17 protein-coding genes, 1 pseudogene and 1 riboswitch are annotated in these 16,852 nt (G+C 65.4%); of the genes and pseudogenes, 10 read left to right on the forward strand and 8 right to left on the reverse strand.

What is annotated here, in order from left to right; genetic code table 11:
- Positions 1-30: 30 nt before the first annotated feature.
- A complete protein-coding gene (locus N7590_RS11690) occupies positions 31-1,347 on the reverse strand; it encodes an NCS2 family permease (RefSeq protein ID WP_008268362.1) in 1,317 nt (438 codons plus the stop codon).
- Between the two features lie 83 nt (positions 1,348-1,430).
- A complete protein-coding gene (gene ettA / locus N7590_RS11695) occupies positions 1,431-3,095 on the reverse strand; it encodes an energy-dependent translational throttle protein EttA (protein WP_005412220.1) in 1,665 nt (554 codons plus the stop codon).
- 254 nt (positions 3,096-3,349) lie between these two features.
- Between ettA and N7590_RS11700 the strand changes: the two are divergent.
- The 8 genes and pseudogenes from N7590_RS11700 to ribD all read left to right on the forward strand — a co-directional run bounded on the left by N7590_RS11700 (position 3,350) and on the right by ribD (position 9,050).
- Positions 3,350-3,830 (forward strand): annotated as a pseudogene (locus N7590_RS11700) (RcnB family protein).
- A 173-nt stretch (positions 3,831-4,003) separates the two neighbouring features.
- Positions 4,004-5,257, forward strand: a complete 1,254-nt coding sequence (gene glyA, locus N7590_RS11705; RefSeq protein ID WP_053509807.1) for a serine hydroxymethyltransferase — start codon at positions 4,004-4,006, stop codon at positions 5,255-5,257.
- A gap of 67 nt (positions 5,258-5,324) precedes the next feature.
- Positions 5,325-5,741 (forward strand): hypothetical protein, encoded by a 417-nt coding sequence (locus N7590_RS11710; RefSeq protein WP_164242623.1) that lies wholly within the window; start codon positions 5,325-5,327, stop codon positions 5,739-5,741.
- 27 nt (positions 5,742-5,768) lie between these two features.
- Positions 5,769-6,191, forward strand: a complete 423-nt coding sequence (locus tag N7590_RS11715; protein ID WP_164242622.1) for a hypothetical protein — start codon at positions 5,769-5,771, stop codon at positions 6,189-6,191.
- 96 nt (positions 6,192-6,287) lie between these two features.
- The gene (locus tag N7590_RS11720; protein WP_164242621.1) at positions 6,288-6,725 is read left to right on the forward strand and encodes a hypothetical protein; all 438 of its coding nucleotides are present in this window, start codon (positions 6,288-6,290) and stop codon (positions 6,723-6,725) included.
- Positions 6,726-6,838: 113 nt separating this feature from the next.
- Positions 6,839-7,270, forward strand: a complete 432-nt coding sequence (locus N7590_RS11725) for a hypothetical protein (RefSeq protein WP_164242620.1) — start codon at positions 6,839-6,841, stop codon at positions 7,268-7,270.
- Positions 7,271-7,364: 94 nt separating this feature from the next.
- Entirely contained in the window at positions 7,365-7,886 is a 522-nt protein-coding gene (gene nrdR, locus N7590_RS11730; RefSeq protein ID WP_004154186.1) for a transcriptional regulator NrdR, read from the forward strand.
- Positions 7,887-7,964: 78 nt separating this feature from the next.
- Positions 7,965-9,050, forward strand: coding sequence for a bifunctional diaminohydroxyphosphoribosylaminopyrimidine deaminase/5-amino-6-(5-phosphoribosylamino)uracil reductase RibD (gene ribD, locus N7590_RS11735; RefSeq protein WP_164242619.1), 1,086 nt, complete (start codon positions 7,965-7,967; stop codon positions 9,048-9,050).
- A gap of 124 nt (positions 9,051-9,174) precedes the next feature.
- Here ribD and N7590_RS11740 read toward each other — a convergent pair whose 3' ends face one another.
- The 6 genes from N7590_RS11740 to N7590_RS11765 form a co-directional block, all read right to left on the reverse strand.
- A complete protein-coding gene (locus tag N7590_RS11740; RefSeq protein ID WP_164242618.1) occupies positions 9,175-10,071 on the reverse strand; it encodes a hypothetical protein in 897 nt (298 codons plus the stop codon).
- 170 nt (positions 10,072-10,241) lie between these two features.
- On the reverse strand, positions 10,242-11,129 hold the full coding sequence (locus tag N7590_RS11745; protein WP_164242617.1) for a hypothetical protein: 888 nt from the start codon (positions 11,127-11,129) through the stop codon (positions 10,242-10,244).
- A gap of 138 nt (positions 11,130-11,267) precedes the next feature.
- Complete coding sequence (locus tag N7590_RS11750) at positions 11,268-12,164, reverse strand: hypothetical protein (RefSeq protein ID WP_164242616.1); 897 nt, start codon at positions 12,162-12,164, stop codon at positions 11,268-11,270.
- A gap of 125 nt (positions 12,165-12,289) precedes the next feature.
- Positions 12,290-13,168, reverse strand: coding sequence for a hypothetical protein (locus tag N7590_RS11755; RefSeq protein WP_164242615.1), 879 nt, complete (start codon positions 13,166-13,168; stop codon positions 12,290-12,292).
- A 101-nt stretch (positions 13,169-13,269) separates the two neighbouring features.
- Positions 13,270-13,926: a hypothetical protein gene (locus tag N7590_RS11760; protein WP_164087437.1), complete on the reverse strand. Its 657-nt coding sequence runs from the start codon at positions 13,924-13,926 to the stop codon at positions 13,270-13,272.
- A 142-nt stretch (positions 13,927-14,068) separates the two neighbouring features.
- Positions 14,069-14,689: a hypothetical protein gene (locus N7590_RS11765; RefSeq protein WP_164242614.1), complete on the reverse strand. Its 621-nt coding sequence runs from the start codon at positions 14,687-14,689 to the stop codon at positions 14,069-14,071.
- 230 nt (positions 14,690-14,919) lie between these two features.
- A riboswitch (FMN riboswitch) is annotated at positions 14,920-15,064 on the forward strand.
- A gap of 74 nt (positions 15,065-15,138) precedes the next feature.
- On the opposite strand from N7590_RS11765, the gene N7590_RS11770 reads away from it, so the two are divergent.
- A complete protein-coding gene (locus N7590_RS11770; RefSeq protein WP_164242613.1) occupies positions 15,139-15,774 on the forward strand; it encodes a riboflavin synthase in 636 nt (211 codons plus the stop codon).
- Positions 15,771-16,852: 3,4-dihydroxy-2-butanone-4-phosphate synthase (gene ribB, locus N7590_RS11775; protein WP_279935526.1), on the forward strand; the 1,082-nt coding region annotated here is incomplete at its 3' end. The genes N7590_RS11770 and ribB, both read left to right, overlap by 4 nt.

Below are 16,852 nucleotides of genomic sequence, written 5' to 3' on the forward strand. Positions count from 1 at the left end.
GCTGCAGGGCCGGGTGCATGCCGGCGCCGCTTACTCCAGCGCGTAGCGCAGGGTGAACAGCACCGCCACCAGCCACACCGCCGGGTGCACTTCGCGCCAGCGGCCGGTGCCCGCCTTCAGCGCGGCGTAGGCGATGAAACCGAACGCCAGGCCGTTGGCAATCGAGTAGGTAAACGGCATCGCCAGCGCACACAGCGCGGCCGGTACCGATTCGGTCAGGTCGCTCCAGTCCACTTCCACCAGTTCGCGCAGCATCAATCCGGCCACGAACAGCAGCGCCGGCGCAGTGGCATAGCTGGGCACCATCGCCGCCAGCGGCGAGAAGAGCAGGGCGGCCAGGAACAACGCCGACACCACCAGCGCTGTCAGGCCGGTACGGCCGCCCACCTGCACGCCCGAGGCGCTTTCGGCGAAGGCGGTGGTGCTGCTGGTGCCGAGCATCGAACCGGCCACGATCGCCGTGCTGTCGGCCAGCAACGCGCGGCCGAAACGCTTCTGCGCACCCGGCAGCTTCAGCAGGCCGGCGCGGCCGACCACGCCATACAACGTGCCGGTGGCATCGAACACTTCCACCAGCACGAACACCAGCACCACCTGCAGCAGCACCGCGATCGGCGCGCCGCCGTCGTGGTGCAGCAGGCCCGGCAGGTCCAGCTGCAGGAAGGTCGGAGCCAGGCTCGGCGGCAGCGACACCAGGCCCTGGTACTGCACATCACCCAGGGCCCAGCCTGCGGCCGTCACTGCCAGGATGCCGATCAGGATCGCACCACGGATGCGGCGTGCTTCCAGTACCGCGATCAGCAGGAAGCCGGCCAGTGCCAGCAGCGGCGGCGCGGTGTTCAACGGGCCCAGCGCCACCAGCGTGTCTTCATTGCCGACAATCACGCCGGATTTCTGCAGTGCGATGATCGCCAGGAACAGGCCGATGCCGGCCACGATCGCCGAACGCAGCGACGCCGGAATGCCCGATACCAGCCATGCCCGCACGCCGGTCAGCGACAGCACCAGGAACACCAGGCCGGAGATGAACACCGCACCCAGCGCCTGCTGCCACGGCAGGCCAGCGGCGCCGACCACGGTGAAGGCAAAGAACGCGTTCAGGCCCATGCCCGGCGCCATGCCGACCGGGAAGTTGGCGGCCAGTGCCATCACCGCCGAACCCAGCGCGGCGGCCAGGCAGGTCGCCACGAACACCGCACCGGCATCCATACCGGTGGTGCCGAGGATCTCGGGGTTCACGAAGACGATGTAGGACATCGTCAGGAAGGTGGTGACACCGGCCAGCAGCTCGGTGCGCACGGTGGTGCCGTGCTGCTGCAGCTGGAACAGGCGTTCGAACAGGGACATGGGGATTCTCGCGAAGGTGTCGCCAGCAAGCGGGCGGCCCACAGAAGAAGAAAGGCCGCGCGAGCGCGGCCTTTCCTGCTGCCTTACTTCAGTGCCTTGAAGCGCAGGCGCTTCGGTGCAGCGTCGTCGCCCATGCGGCGGCGCTTGTCTTCTTCGTACTCGCGGTAGTTGCCCTGGAAGAACTCCACGTGCGAGTCGCCTTCGAACGCCAGGATGTGGGTCGCGATGCGATCCAGGAACCAGCGGTCATGCGAGATGACGAAGGTGTTGCCCGGGAACTCCAGCAGCGCATCTTCCAGCGCACGCAGGGTTTCGATGTCCAGGTCGTTGGACGGTTCGTCGAGCAGCAGCACGTTGCCACCCTGCAGCAGGGTCTTGGCCATGTGCAGGCGGCCACGCTCACCACCGGACAGCGAACCGACCATCTTCTGCTGGTCCTGGCCCTTGAAGTTGAAGCGGCCGATGTAGGCGCGCGACTGGATCTCGATGCCGTTGATGTTGAGGATGTCCAGGCCGCCCGCGATTTCCTGGAAGACGTTGTGGTTGCCTTCCAGCGCGTCGCGGCTCTGGTCCACGTAGGACAGCTTCACGGTCGGGCCGACAACGATCTCGCCGGTGTCCGGCTTTTCCTGGCCGGTGATCATCTTGAACAGGGTCGACTTACCGGCACCGTTCGGGCCGATGATGCCGACGATGGCGCCGGCCGGCACCAGGAAGCTCAGGTTGTCGAACAGCAGGCGGTCGCCGAACTTCTTGGAGACGTTCTTGAACTCCATCACCGCATTGCCCAGGCGCTCGCCCGGCGGGATGAAGATTTCATTGGTCTCGTTGCGCTTCTGGTAATCGACCGACTGCAGCTCTTCCAGGCGGGCCAGGCGGGCCTTGCCCTTGGTGCGGCCGCCCTTGGCGTTCTGGCGCGACCATTCCAGTTCCTTCTGGATCGCCTTCTGGCGGGCCTTTTCCTGGTTGTCTTCCTGCTTCAGGCGCTCATCCTTCTGGGTCAGCCAGTCGGTGTAGTTGCCCTTCCACGGAATGCCGCGGCCGCGGTCCAGTTCCAGGATCCACTCGGCGGCGTTGTCCAGGAAGTAGCGATCATGGGTGACCGCCACGACGGTGCCGGTGTAGCGCGCCAGGAACTGTTCCAGCCACTCCACCGACTCGGCGTCGAGGTGGTTGGTCGGTTCGTCGAGCAGCAGCATGTCCGGCTTCTGCAGCAGCAGGCGGCACAGCGCCACGCGGCGCTTCTCACCACCGGACAGCTTTCCGACCACGGCATCCCACGGCGGCAGGCGCAGTGCATCGGCGGCCACGTCCAGCTGGTTTTCCAGGGTGTGCGCGTCGCCGGCGGCCAGGATCGCCTCCAGGCGCTCCTGTTCCTTGGCCAGCGCGTCGAAGTCGGCGCCTTCCTCGGCATAGGCCAGGTACACCGCGTCCAGCGCGGCCTGGGCCTGCAGCACTTCGCCCACGCCTTCCTCGACCGCTTCACGCACGGTCTTGGTCGGGTCCAGTTCCGGTTCCTGCGCCAGGTAGCCAACCTTGATGCCCGGCTGCGGGCGCGCTTCGCCCTCGAAATCGGTGTCCACGCCGGCCATGATCTTCAGCACGGTGGACTTGCCGGCGCCGTTCAGGCCCAGCAGGCCGATCTTCGCGCCCGGGAAGAAGGACAGCGAGATGTCCTTGATGATCTGCCGCTTGGGCGGGACCACCTTGGACACGCGGTTCATGGTGTAGATGTATTGCGAGGACATGAGGTCTCCGTAAGCGCGGCCCTGCGCCCGGTCCGTCACGGGAACATCCCGGTGCGGCAGCGGGCACAGACTGAAAAAGGTGTACCCCCGATTATAGCCGGAACCGGTTCCGGGCCGCGCCGGGCAGGGGGCGCCGGGCTGGCTATCGCCTGAATACCCGGTCACAGTCCTGAAACGGGAAGCGTTTCCAGCCGGAAACGGTTCAGATCAAGTGGGCAATATGGGCTCACCTACCACCCGAACAGAGGTCTGACATGCGCATCAATCGAGTAATGGCCGGCGCCGTGGCCTCTGTGCTGGCGTTGGGTGCCGTCACCCCGGCCTTCGCCGACAACGACCACCGCGACCGCCGTGAGTGGCGCGAAGACCGCCGCGAGTGGCGCCAGGACCGCCGTGACTGGGTGGGAGCGCGACCGCCGCGAGGCCCGGCGCGACTGGGAGCGTGACCGCCGCGACTGGCACCGCGACCACGATCGTTACTACCGCCCGGCACCGCCGCGGGTGGTCTACCGTCCGGCCCCGCCGCCGCCGCGCTATGGCAGCTACGGCTGGCGGGTCGGTTCGCCCTACCGCAACTACTACTCCGGCCCGGTCTACGTGGTGAACGACTATCCGCGCTACCACCTGCGCCGCCCGCCCTATGGCCACCACTGGATCCGCGATGACCGCGGCAACATGCTGCTGGTGGCCATCGCCACCGGCGTGATCGCCCAGTACGTGCTCAGCGGGCGCTGAGCCGACGGTCTGGTCCACGCATGGCGTGGCGTGGCTGATACGGCAGGCGAAACCATACGGGGCCGGATTCCTTCGGGGATGCCGGCCCCGTCCGTTTCGGCCCCAGCAGGCCGGTGCGGGGCTACAATCGAGGGCTGAGTCGTACCCCCTTTCCCTGCCTGCTGGAGTACCCGATGTTCCCGCGTGACGTCCGCATCGAATCCTACGATCCCGAACTGGCCAAGGCCATTGCCGCTGAGACCCAGCGCCAGGAAGACCACGTCGAGCTGATCGCCAGCGAGAACTACACCAGCCCGGCGGTGATGGAAGCCCAGGGCAGCCAGCTGACCAACAAGTACGCCGAAGGCTACCCGGGCAAGCGCTACTACGGCGGCTGCGAATACGTGGACATCGCCGAGCAGCTGGCCATTGACCGCCTCAAGCAGCTGTTCGGTGCCGACTACGCCAATGTGCAGCCGCACAGCGGCTCGCAGGCCAACCAGGCCGTGTACTTCGCCCTGCTGCAGCCGGGCGACACCATCCTCGGCATGAGCCTGGCCCACGGTGGTCACCTCACCCACGGTGCCAAGGTGAATGCTTCCGGCAAGCTGTTCAACGCCGTGCAGTACGGCGTGAACGACCAGGGCCTGATCGATTACGACGAAGTCGAGCGCCTGGCGCTGGAGCACAAGCCGAAGATGGTCGTGGCCGGCTTCTCGGCCTACTCGCAGGTGATCGACTGGGCGCGCTTCCGCGCCATCGCCGACAAGGTCGGTGCCTACCTGTTCGTCGACATGGCCCACGTGGCCGGCCTGGTCGCCGCTGGCGTCTACCCGAGCCCGCTGGAACATGCCCACGTGGTCACCTCGACCACCCACAAGACCCTGCGCGGCCCGCGCGGCGGCATCATCGTGGCCAAGGGCGCCGACGAAGACCTGGTCAAGAAGCTGCAGTCGATCGTGTTCCCGGGCATCCAGGGCGGTCCGCTGATGCACGTCATCGCCGGCAAGGCCGTGGCCTTCAAGGAAGCGCTGGAGCCGGGCTTCAAGGCCTACCAGCAGCAGGTGGTGAAGAACGCCCAGGCGATGGCCAACACGCTCATCGCACGTGGCTACAAGATCGTTTCCGGCGGCACCCAAAATCACCTGATGCTGGTCGACATGATCGGCAAGGACGTGTCCGGCAAGGACGCGGAAGCCGCGCTGGGCAAGGCCCACATCACCGTCAACAAGAACTCGGTGCCGAACGATCCGCGTTCGCCGTTCGTGACCTCGGGCCTGCGCCTGGGCACCCCGGCGGTGACCACCCGCGGTTACGTCGAACAGGATTGCGTGGACCTGGCCAACTGGATCGCCGACGTGCTCGATGCACCGGCCGATGAAGCGGTCATCGCCCGCGTGCGCGACGCGGTCAGCGCGCAGTGCCGCAAGTACCCGGTCTACGGCTGACCGGTTTTGCGGGGTCGGAACCCTTCCCGCGGGAAGGGCTCTGACCCCGGCATCGGAGCACCCGCGCATGGACGAGCGCCGCCTCAAGTACCTGTATGCCGCTCTTGCGGTGGTGTTCGGCCTGCCCAGCCTGGTGATGGGGGGCGCCGTCTCGGTGCTGTTCCTGGTCGAGGGGCTGCAATCCTTCGGCGGTAACCGCGCGCCGGACATTGTGCCGCTGCTGTGGGGCCTGGCGGGCATTGCCGGCTGCCTGGCCTGGCTGTGGCTCAGCGCCGGGTATCTGCTGCAGGGGCGGGCCGGACTGCAGGTGCGCGCGGTGTGGTGGTGGCTGCTGCTGGCCGGTGGCCTGTCCGCACTACCGGTCATCTGGCTGGCCGCGTGGATCGGATGGCAGGAGGTCGGCTCGGCGTTGGAAGTGCTGATGCTGGGCCCGTCGCTGCTGATGCCGGCCGCGATGCTGGTGTGGCTCAAACGCCGCGCATGACGCGGCACATGGAAGGAAGCCGGATGCATGGATGAGGGCCTGCACAAATGGATGGTTGCGGTGGGCGGTCTCGTGCTTGGCCTGCCTGCACTTGCTGCCGGCGGAACCGTCGCGGTGCTGGGGCTGATGGTCGCGATGGACGGCAAGTACCTGTCTGGCAACGAACCCACGTTGCTGCTGCTGTGGTCGCTGGGCGGGATCATCGGCCTGCTGTCATGGCTGTGGCTGAGCGGTGTATTCCTGCGGCGCGGCCGTGATGGACTGCGGCAATCGTCGCCGGCGGCGTGGGTGGGCTTGCTGCTGGGCGTCCTGGCCGCGCTGGCTGTGGTCGCCGTCACGCTGCATCTGGTGTTCAAGGACGGCGAGTTCGCGCTGTTGAGCTACCTGGGCCTGGGGCCGCCGTTCCTGCTGCCTGCCGCACACCTGGCGTGGTTGCGCTGGGGGACGTGAGCCGGTTATCCGTGCGCTGATTTTTAAGACAAGTTGCATGGTAGTAGGCGCGCGCCCTGCCTAAGCTCCCAGCGGTCTTCACGGTTGGGATACCCCATGAATCCGCTGGGTCGCTTTACCCACGTCAGGTTGCGGTGGCATCTGTTGCTGTTTTCCATTCCGTGCGCGTTGGTTGGCGTGCTGGCCACATGCGCGCTCTTCATGGTGTGGCTCGCCAGGCCGCAGCCATCCGAAGCGTTCCTGATGGCTGCCGCCAACTGGGTGGTGATCTCGGTCTGGAGCGCCTATGCCGCTGTAGTGCTGGGCGACAGCTGGCGGACTACGGGTATGGAAGGGCTACATTCGCATGAAGGCTTGTTGGAGGCGCTGCCCATCGTTTCTGCCTTCCAGGCCGCTGCGGCCGTGGCGATGCTGTTCACGGCCATTGGGTGGGAGCCAGCAGCTCTGCTGTATACCCCCTTCCTGATGACTATCTGCGCTCCATGGGCCAGTTTGAGCTGGCATATGCGGTGGCTTTCAAGGCAGGAGGAGTAAAGCCTTCGGCGTGCGTGTCGTCATTGCCGCTGGGACGGCACGACCAGCGGTTTCAAAGAAATTGCATGGTTTGCCGGGGAAAGCCGGCCTAGGTTCCCTGCATGGACACCCCAATGCGCACCGTGCGCCGTCGACACGGCCTCTATCTGCTTCTTCATAGCTTGTTTTTCTCCATTCCCTGCGCATTGGCTGGCCTGGCGGGCCTGCTGGTGCTGCTGTGGGGATGGGCACATGGCAGCGGTAAGGGAGCATTTCTCACATGGGGTGCGGCTTGGGGTGTGCTGTCCGTGGCAGCGTGCATTCTTGTTGTCTGGCTGGCAGATACATGGCAGATGCGTGGACCGGACGGATTGAAAGCGGCCGCGCCAATGCTGGTGGCGCTGTTTCTGCTGTCTGCCGCTCAGCTTGTGTGCGCGCTGGTCCTGACGGTTCCAGGCCTTGGAGGCGACCCGATTCTGCTGGCGCTGGCAATGGGTTGGGGGGCCCCCTGGCTCAGCCTCGCCTGCCACTTGCGATGGCTGGCAAAGGGCGGCGGGCCTGAGTGAAGAAGCGCGGAGATTGCTGCTGCGCCCCTTCTCAGGTACCTTTGCGACGCTGCCACGACCGTGGCCGCAGGTCTTCTCGCGAGCCAGGCGTTCCATGTATTGCCCCTTCTGCCAGCATGCCGATACCCGGGTCATCGACTCGCGCGTCTCCGAAGACGGCGCGACGATCCGTCGTCGGCGTGAGTGCGAGGCCTGCAACGAGCGCTTCAGTACCTTGGAAACGGTCGAGCTGAAGCTGCCGGCCATTGTCAAAAGCGATGGCACCCGCGAGGCCTTCGACCAGCGCAAGGTGCGCGCCGGCTTCGACCGCGCGCTGCAGAAGCGCGCCGTGCCCGAAGAGAAAATCGAAGCGGCGGTGCGCGCGGTGGTTCACCAGCTGCGCATCAGTGGCGAACGCGAAGTGCCTTCCATCAAGGTCGGCGAGTTCGTGATGAACGAACTGCGCAAGCTCGACCATGTGGGTTACGTGCGTTTCGCCTCGGTGTACCGCAGCTTCGAGGATGTGGCCGATTTCCGCGAGGAGATCGAGAAGCTGGAACGCGAACTGCCTTCCAGCACCGAACAGCTGCAGCTGCTGGGCGATGTGATCGCCCTGACCAAGAAGAAGAAGGGCTGACGCCCTGGTGGGTGCCAACCTTGGTTGGCACAGAGACCGCATGGCATGGATCCATGCTGGCGGCGTTACCATGGCGGCATGACCACCCCGTTCTCCGTCCTTGACCACCTGCACATGGCCAACGCGTTGCGTCTGGCCGAGCGCGGTGCTTACACCACTCGCCCCAACCCGATGGTCGGCTGCGTCATCGCCCATGGCGAACGCGTGGTCGGGCAGGGCTGGCACCAGCGTGCCGGTGGGCCGCATGCCGAAGTGTTCGCGCTGCGCGAGGCTGGCAGCGAAGCGCGCGGTGCCACCGCCTACGTCACGCTGGAACCCTGCGCGCACTACGGGCGTACACCGCCCTGCGCCCTGGCCCTGATTGAGGCTGGCGTATCGCGCGTGGTCGCGGCGATGCGCGATCCGTTCCCGAAGGTCGATGGTGGTGGCTTCGATCTGCTGCGCGAGGCAGGCATCGACGTAGCCGAGGGTTTGATGGCCACGCAGGCCCGCGAGCTCAACAAGGGCTTCCTGTCGCGCGTGGAGCGCAACCGTCCGTGGCTGCGGGTGAAGCTGGCCGCCAGCCTGGATGGCCGCACCGCGATGGCCGATGGCAGCTCCAAGTGGATCACCGGCCCAGCCGCGCGCGAAGACGTGCAGCACTGGCGTGCGCGCGCAGGTGCGATCCTCACCGGCGCCGATACCGTGCTGGCCGACGACCCGATGCTGACCGTGCGCCTGGCCGATGCCGAAGTGATGCCACCGCTGCGCGTCGTGCTCGATTCGCGCCTGCGTTCGCTGGAATGCAGCCGCGTGCGCGAGGGCGGGGCACCCACGCTGTACCTGCACAACGCGGTCGTCAGTCCCCCTGATGCGGCCGACGCCTTATTCGCCAGCGTGGCGCTGCGCCATGGGCATCTCGATCTGGGCGCGGTACTGGCGCTGCTGGCCGAGCGCGGCATCAACGAAGTGCACACCGAAGCGGGCGCGACCCTGGCTGGCGCGCTGCTGCGCGGTGGCTGGGTAGACGAACTGCTGCTGTACCTGGCGCCCACGTTGCTGGGTGACAGTGGCCGCCCGTTGCTGGCTGGCCTCGGCATCGACGCGATGGACCAGCAGCGCCGCCTGCGCGTGGTCGATCAGCGCCAGGTGGGGGATGACCTGCGGCTGCTGCTGCGCACGTGACTCGCAAGAGCACCGGCCGCTTGCCGGCTTCCCGGAACGGGCCAGCGCGTTGCTCCTCTACGGTAAGCCTGCTCCACACCTCCCGAGTCTGTTCATGCTTGGAACGGCGCTGGAGGTTGCTGTGTTACTCGCAGCGCTCGGGCCACAAGGCCTCCATCTTGGGCCGCAGCGCCAGGCACTGCTGTGCCAACTCGCTGTCTACAATGGTCCCGTGCTGGTCACTTACCTGCTTCGCCAGCGCTGCGGCACCCAGAAGCTCTTGCGGCGCGAAGCGGGCGGCGCAGCGGCGGTACTGTTGGACAAGTTCGTCGCACTCTGCAACCAAGGTCATGTGTCGCTCCGTCATGCGTATCGTCTGAAACCACCAGCTGTGCATCGCCTGCCATTCGCCCGCCAGCGCACTGCCGACATCGTTGTCGACCTCGCTACCGAGGGTTCGCGGATCGAGTGCTTCGCTGTGCCAGATTTCACTGTCAGGAGCCATCACCAGCTGTGATGTGCCGTAAATCGTTTTGAAAGGGCCATCCCGCAGGAGTGCGACATACGCTGACCAAAAGTGATCGTCCTCGTCCTCCTGGGGGTCAAACATCGAGGCATTACTCAATGTGCGCAGTCGTTCGGTGTCACCCACCTGGCAGCTGAAACGAATGGTGGCAACACGATAGCCGTCGCTTAGCCGGTGCCAGATATCGCTGCTCAAGGCGCGGCAGCGTGTGTTGCGGAGAACCGCAGTCGTCCACGCCTGCTGGACACGTGTGGCATCTTCCGCTCCGGCGTCGTTGACCAACCATTCCAAAGCGCCGGATGGCAGCGCTTCGGCCAACGAGGATGCGTCGGTCCCCATGTCGGGGAACAGGTGCAGTGCAGGGCCCAAGTTTGCTTCGAATTCCCTCCGCGCCAAGGGGTCATTCTCGATCGCCGCCCGCATGTACAGGTCGAACGTGGCTTCTGGTGTGAGTGGGACCGGCCGGGCTGCTGCCGGCACCATGACCAACAGCAGTGGAAGAAGCACTAGACGCATCATCGTAGTCCTGAGTGTAGGCCCGCGAGGGTGCAGGGCACGCCAGCGGCTGTCCATGCAATTTGTTCGAATTTTCGAGGACATCTGGCTTCACCACTTGCGTGATCAGGCTTTGCGCCAGGGTCGGTCTGCGCTGCAGGCGCCGCCCTGACATCCGGATGGCGGAGTCCTCATTCGCAGGGCTCCGGCCACAGCGCCTCGATCTTCGAACGCAGTGCCGTGCACTGCTGTGAACGTTCGGCTTCCGGCATGTTGTGCTGCGAGTCGACCAGCATCGCTGCCAGTGCATCAGCGCCGGAAAGATCGCGCGGGCCGAGGCGTGCGGAGCACGTCCAGTACCGTCGGAGTAGTGAATCGCATTCCGTGTTGCGGGTCAGGTGCTGCGCCATGCGTTGCTTTGCCTCGGCCTGCCACTGCTTCATTGGCAGCCAGGTTGCCCACAGTGCCTCGGCCACATTCTGCTCAATGACAGGAAATGTGCCGCCCAGGCGCTCGCTGTGCCAGATGCCGTCGTCAGATGCGGCGACGAGTTGCGTGGTGCCTTCCGTTGTTCGCAAGGGGCCTTCCAGCAGCTGCTTCATGTACGCCGACCAGAACCGATCCTTGCCATGGCGTTGGTCGAACAGTGTGGCGATGTACCAGTCATGCAGGTTCTGAACATCAGCGACTTGGCATGTGAAGCGGATATCGGCCACGTGGTAGCCATCGCCGCTTCGCTGCCAGACCTTGCTGCCGGTGGCATGGCAATGCGTCCGGCGCAGGACGGCCGTGGCCCAAGGATAGGTATGGCGTCGCACGCCGTCGGCCGCGGCACTCTGAAGCATCAGGTCCAGGGATGACGAGGACAAGCCTCTGGCAAGCGGCGGCACCTCGGGGTGCATACCCTGGTACGGACCCAGCGCCGGCCCGATGCGTGCATCGAATTCGCGGCGCGCATCGGCGTCGTTCCGCAGCATTACCCTCGCGTGCAGATCAAACGCAGCCTCGGGCGAAAGAGGATCGGAGTTGCCTGCCGCCGGAAAGGCGGTAAGGACCAGGAAGTAGAGAAGCATACGCATCAAGGATCGCCCTCGGCGAAGGAGCGGAAAGCATTGCCCGACCTCTAATGGCCGTCCATGCAATTATTTCGAAATGACATTGATCAAGGTGGATGCGGCATTGGCGACTACTGGCGCACACTGCGGGGCATCTGTCCGTTAATCGCAAGGCTCCGGCCACAGGGCGTCAACCTTGGCTCGCAGTGCCAGGCATTGCTGTGCCAGCTCGCTGTCCGCTACCGTCCTGTGCTTTACGCTGATATGCCTTGCCAGCTCGTATGCGCCCAGCAGTTCATTCGGTGCGAAGCGGGCCGCACAGCGCTGATAGTGCTGGATCATGCCGTCACAATCGGCAACCAGTGTCATGTGTTTTTCGCTCGCTGTAAGCGTCTGACCCCACCAGTGGAGCATCGGTACCCATGCCTCCATCAGCACCCGGCTGATATCTTTTTCAATCCGGCCATGGATCGAGAGCTGGTCGAGCTCTTCGCTATGCCAGATATCGCTATCGGGAGCCATCACCAGCTGGGTTGTGCCGTTGAGAGCCCGAAACGGGCCATCGCGCAAAAGCGTGACATAGGACGACCAAATGAGATGATCTCTCTCATCCTGATCGTCAAACTGCCAAGCCTCAAACACGGAGCGCAGTCGCTCGATATCGCCCACTTGGCAGGTGAAGCGAACAGTGGCGACGCGATAGCCGTCGCTCAGCCGGTGCCAGGTATCGCTACTCAAAGCGCGGCAGCGCGAGCTGCGGGTAACCGCGGTAATCCACTCCTGCTGCGCTTGAGCGGCCTCGACCGCCCCAGCATTATCGGCCACCCATTCCAGAGCAGCGTCTGGAAAGGCTTTGGCCAACGGTGAAGTTTCGTCTTCCCATCCGCGGAACAGGTCCAGTGCAGGTCCCACGGTTGCGTGGAACTCCCGCCACGCTTGGCGGTCGTTCTCTACCAGCGCCCGCATGTACAGGTTGAAGGTGGATTCCGGCGAGAGCGGCGCTGGTCGAGCTGCTGCTGGCACCGTGGCCAGCAGCAGCGAGAGAAGCAGGAGGCGCATCACTAGAGCCTTTGGGCGAAGGGCTCGCGAGTGTGCAGTGGTCGCCAGGTACCGGCTATCAGATTTGTTTGAAATAGAACGGTAGCCGGTTGTCACGCTCTGGAAAGTGTTCCAGTGTCACCCTCTCAGGCGCACTCGTCGGTCCACATCATCCGTGCGATCGGGCGCAGAGCCTTGCACTCCTGCGTCATTTCATCGGCCGATTGCACCTGTGCCTTGGCCTTCAGTTCCTCGGCCATCGCGTCCACGCCGCTGATCTGGTCCGGGGCGATCTTCGCCACGCAGCTGCGGTGCTGCTGCAGCAGCAGGTCGCAGCTGGGCACGCCGGTCACCTTCGGTACGCTGGCGGCTTGGGCATCTTCACTCCACTGCTCGAACGGCGCGAGTGCATCCAGCACCGGGCTGATCAGCATATCGAAGCTGCCAGTGAACCAGTACGCCTGCTCTGCGCTGGAGTACATCTTGTGGCTGCCCTTCACCGTGCGCCGCGCGCCGCTCTTCAGTGCCTGCGTGTAGGCATCGATGAAGCGGCGGCGTGCGGCGGGGTCGTCACTGCTGATGCTGGCGATGAACAGCGGGCGCACGCTGTCCAGGTCCACCACCTTGCAGCTGAAATCGACCGTGGCGATCTTCTGGCCGTTCACGTACTCGTTGTCTTCGATGGTGCTGCCGGTGGCGCGGCAGGCCGATGCCTTCAGCACCTTGGCGAACATCTCTTCGGCCGCGGCGGCATCGGGCGTGACGCCGATGCTGGCCTGCAGCGCCATCCACGGTTCGGCCAGGGCCTTGGCCACCGCGCCCGGCGCGAGCGTCAACGCGTCCTCGCTGTCGGGGGCGCTGCGCAGGGCATCGTTGAGCGTGCGCGCGGCAGCGGCATCGTCTTCAATCAGCACGCGTGCGTACAGGTCCAGCGATTGTTCGGGCGTCTGCGCCGGCGCGGCGGTGGTCAACACAGGGGCGCACAGCAGAGCGCTGGCGAGCAGGGTGCGCAGGGGAGTCTTCATGACGGTGTTCCGTTTCCAGTGGGTAGTGCAGAGGCGCGAAAGACTAGCGCATCTGCACGCGGATTCGATGGCACGGGTGTGCAAGCCATGCGAACACCGCACTATTCGTCCTTAAGCGCATCGGTCAGTGCTGCGGGAAAGACCGAGAAAAGCACCGGGGAAAGGGATCGCATCATGCCGCCGCCTGGGAAATATCCCATCTCGGCGCTTCCTTCCAGCACGGCGGTGCCGGTAATCGTCTGCAGCTCTGCCATGCGCAGCTCCGATGCGATCAGATACGTAGCAAACACCTGATCGTCCCGCAGTTTCTGCTGGATGTCCGGCTCGGCCAGCAGACCGCTTTCTGTATCCCACACCGGTACCTGGCAGGTGAATGTGACCCGCGCCTTCCCGCCCGGTGCAGTTTCGGCAATGACCTGTCCAGGCACTGCCCGGCAGTGGCTGCTGGCAAATGTTCTGGTGATCTGGGCGACCATCGCCTCGGTAAGTGCGGCGGGGACCTCCTCCTCATCATCGCTTTGCCCGGCTACCGCTGCGCGCATTTCCGCTTCGAAACGGGCAAGTCCCCGAACCATATCGGTAGTCCACAGGCTATCGGCGGGCAGCGCGCGGACCAGGGCTTCTGCGGCTTGGGCATCGCTTTCCAGCAGGGCCCGGGCATATAGGTCAAAGGCCTGTTCCGGGCTCAGTTTTTCCGCGGTGGCGGCCTGCGCGGCAAGCGGCAGGCACAGCAGCAGGGGGAGGCGATAGGCCAGCATCATCCATCCAGAAGGGGAAAAAGCAGCAGCCTGTGGCATTGGCCCGCCGGACACCATGCAATTTGTCTGAAAAGACAGCCCCCAAAAAAAACGGGCCCCTTGCGGGGCCCGTTCGATCGCACGACGAGGAGCGATCGTTGGATCAGAAGCTGGCGCGCACGCCGGCCGAGTACTGGGTGACGTCACGGTAGCCGGAGATTTCGCCCACCAGGCCCCAGGTCCTGGTGAAGTTGATCTGGCCGCCCAGGGTGCCCACCCAGGTGCCCTTGAAGTTGTTGCCGCCGTCCATGTAGCCGGTCTTGACCCAGGCTTCGGTCATGGGCGAGGGCTTGCCGCGCAGGCCCACGGTGACGCGGCCCAGGTTGGTGTGGTCCTTGAAGCGCTCGGAGTAGCCGTAGTAGCGATCGGTCAGCTCAACGTTCTGGCGCACCCAGGCGGCGTCGGCGGTGAAGTCGACGCGGTCGGTCCACGGCATGTGGTAGCCGATGCCCAGCTCCGGCTGGTCCAGTTCCAGCTTCAGCGAACCGTCGTTGTAGTGGTAGGTCTTGCGGGTACGCGACCAGCCGCCGAACACGTGCACCTGCTCGGAGAGTGCGAACGAACCGCGCAGATAGGCGCCGTCGACCTTGGGGTCGTCCAGTGCGTTGTCGTCAACCTTGACCTGCGTCCAGCCGCCTTCCACGTAGGTGTAGCTCAGGGCGTCAGCCGAAGCCGAGAAGGGGGCGGCGGCCAGCAGAGCGGCCACGATCAGGATCTTGCGCATGGGAATTCCTGTGAATTTCAGTCCATTGGCGAGCCGGCCCTGCGGCCGGCCCGTGGCGACCTCGTGTCGTCCGGCGACGGATTTTAATGAAAATTTTACAGAATGCGAGCCGCGGGGCGAAGGCATGTCCAGCAACGCGACGCCGGTCACAGCTGAACGTGGGATGGCCCGACCCTGAGCGACCCCGGCAAGGCGGCTGGTACACTACCCGTGCCGGTTCGCCGGTACACAAACGTCTTCAGGGCGGGGTGCAATTCCCCACCGGCGGTAGGTGCGCAAGCACGAGCCCGCGAGCGCCCGGGCCTACGCCGGGGGTCAGCAGATCCGGTCCAATGCCGGAGCCGACGGTCATAGTCCGGATGAAAGAAGACGGTGCCACAGGGCTCATGCCCTGCGTGCGCCTGTTTGCCTTGCGGCGTTTTTCGCTCACATTCTGCGGAGAACGTTACTTGTTTACTGGAATCATCGAAGGCGTCGGCCGTCTGGCCGCACGCGAATCCATCGGCGGCGATGTCCGCTTCACCTTCAATGTCGGGAATCTGCCGTTCGACAACGTGCAGATGGGCGAGAGCATCGCCATCAACGGCGTCTGCCTCACCGTCATCGCATTCGACGGCAGCAGCTTCCAGGCCGATGCCTCCACCGAGACCCTGGGCCTGACCACGCTGGGCCAGCTGGGCGGGGGCGCGGTCATCAATCTGGAGCGCGCCATGCGCCCGACCGACCGCCTCGGCGGCCATCTGGTCAGCGGCCACGTCGATGGCCTCGGCCAGGTGCTGTCCATCCACGAAGACGCGCGCGCCCAGCGCTGGCGCTTTGCCGCACCGGCCTCGCTGCGCCGCTACATCGCCAAGAAGGGCTCGATCTGCGTGGACGGCGTCAGCCTTACCGTCAACGAAGTGGATGACGAAGGCTTTGAAGTCGCCCTGATCCCGCACACCGTGGCCAATACCGCGTTCTCCGCCTCGGGCGTGGGCAGCGCGGTCAATCTTGAAATCGATCTGGTCGCCCGTTACGTGGAAAGGCTTGTCAGCCTGCCGGCCAGCGGCCGGCAGCTACCGTCTGAAGAGGGAGATGCCGCATGAATTTCGCCCCGATTCCGGAAATCCTGGAAGAGATCCGCCTGGGCCGCATGGTGGTCATCGTCGATGACGAAGACCGCGAGAACGAAGGCGACCTGATCATGGCCGCCGAACTGGTCAAGCCGTCGGACATCAACTTCATGGTCACCCACGGCCGCGGCCTGGTGTGCCTGCCGCTTACCCGTACCCGTGCCGCCGACCTTGGCCTGGCGCCGATGGTGCAGGCCAATACCGCACAGTTCCAGACCAACTTCACGGTCAGCATCGAGGCCGCCGAGGGTGTCACCACCGGCATCTCGGCGCACGACCGCGCCCACACCATCCGTACTGCGGTGAAGCCGAATGCCAAGCCGGCCGACCTGCACCAGCCGGGCCACATCTTCCCGCTGATCGCGCAGCCGGGTGGCGTGCTGACCCGTGCCGGCCACACCGAAGCCGGTGTCGACCTGGCCATGCTGGCCGGGCTGGAGCCGGCCGGCGTGCTGGTGGAGATCCTGAACCCGGATGGCAGCATGGCGCGCCGCCCGGAGCTGGAAGTGTTCGCGCGCGAGCACGGCCTGAAGATGGGTTCCATCGCCGATCTGATCGCCTACCGGCTGGCCACCGAAAAGACCGTCGAGCGCGTCGACGAGCGCGACATCGACACCGAATTCGGCCCATTCAAGCTGGTCACCTACCGCGACCGCATCGCCCACGACCTGCATTTCGCCCTGGTCCGTGGCACCCCGGACGCGGAAAGCCCCACGCTGGTGCGCGTGCAGGTGGAAAATCCGCTGGCTGACCTGCTGCACTGGCGCTGCGACGATTTCGGCGTGGCCGCCACCGATGCCCTGCGTGCGATCGATGCCGAAGGGGCGGGGGTGATGGTGGTGCTGTCGGCGCCGCGCGATGGCGAGGCCCTGCTGGCCCGCCTGCGCCAGCAGCCGGCGCCGGTGGTGCCGGGCAAGGACAAGGATGTGGGCCAGTGGCGCCGCAACGGTGCCGGCGCGCAGATCCTGTCCGACCTGGGCCTGGGCAAGCTGCGCGTGCTGGGCACCCCGCGCCGCCAGGTCGGCCTGGCCGGGTTCGGCCTGGAAGTGGT

This window comes from Stenotrophomonas sp. GD04024 (assembly GCF_029837545.1).
In the GTDB taxonomy this organism is placed as follows: domain Bacteria; phylum Pseudomonadota; class Gammaproteobacteria; order Xanthomonadales; family Xanthomonadaceae; genus Stenotrophomonas; species Stenotrophomonas forensis.